We start from the raw sequence: 943 nt of genomic DNA on the forward strand, positions 1-943 counted from the left end.
CACGGGTACCGGGGCGGGGAGGATGCGGGCCGTGGTGCTGCGGCGCTTCGGCGGGCCCGAGGAGCTGCGGCCCGGGACGGTGCCGGAGCCGGTCGCGGGCGAGGGCGAGTCGCTCATCGACGTCACGCTCGCCGGGCTGAACTTCGCCGACCTGGAGATCCGCGCGGGGGTCTACGCGCCGCCCCCGCTCCCCGCCGTCCCCGGGGTCGACGTGGTCGGGCGGCGGCGCTCGGACGGGCGGCGGGTCGTCGCGCTGCTGCGGGCGGGCGGCGGCTACGCGGAGGTGGCCGCCGCGCGCGACGCGTACACGGTGGAGGTGCCCGACGACATCGACGACGCCCAGGCGGTGAGCCTGCTCGAACAGGGCTGCACCGCCTACTGCGCCCTGGTCACCGCCGGGCGGCTGCGGCCGGGTGAGAGCGTGGCGGTCGCGGCCGCCGCGGGGGGCGTGGGCCACCTGGCGGTGCAGCTGGCCCTCGCACTGGGCGCGCGGACGGTGGCCGGCGTCGCCTCCAGCCCCGCGAAGCGGACGTTCGTCCGGTCCCTGGGCGCGCGGGTGGCCGTCGCCGCACCCGGGGAGCTGCCCGAGGCGCTGCCGGAAGGTGTCGGCCTCTACCTCGACTCGGTCGGCGGCCCGGCCCTGCGGGCGGGGCTCGCCGCAGTGGCCCCGTTCGGGCGGCTGGTGTCGGTCGGAGCACGCGGCGAGGTGTCCGACACCGTCTCGGTGAACGAGCTGACGGAACGGTCGGTGGGCGTGCACGGCCTGTGGATGCGACGCGTGCTGGAAGCGCCGCCGCTGTTCGCGCGGACGGCGGACGAGCTGTTCGCCCTCGCGCGGCGGGGTGCGCTGACCGCCCGCGTCGACCGGGTCGTCCCGCTGGCCGGAGCGGGCGGCGCGCACGCGGCGATGGCGGCCCGCGAGACGATGGGCAAGGTGCTGGTG

Annotated in this window: 1 protein-coding gene; it reads left to right on the plus strand. The window is 78.5% G+C overall.

The annotated features are described in order from the left end of the window. Nucleotides 1-22: 22 nt before the first annotated feature. The coding region (locus G5C65_RS37725; RefSeq protein ID WP_165303575.1) for a quinone oxidoreductase family protein at nucleotides 23-943 on the plus strand (921 nt) is incomplete at its 3' end.

Source organism: Streptomyces boncukensis (assembly GCF_011045075.1).
GTDB classification, from domain to species: domain Bacteria; phylum Actinomycetota; class Actinomycetes; order Streptomycetales; family Streptomycetaceae; genus Streptomyces; species Streptomyces boncukensis.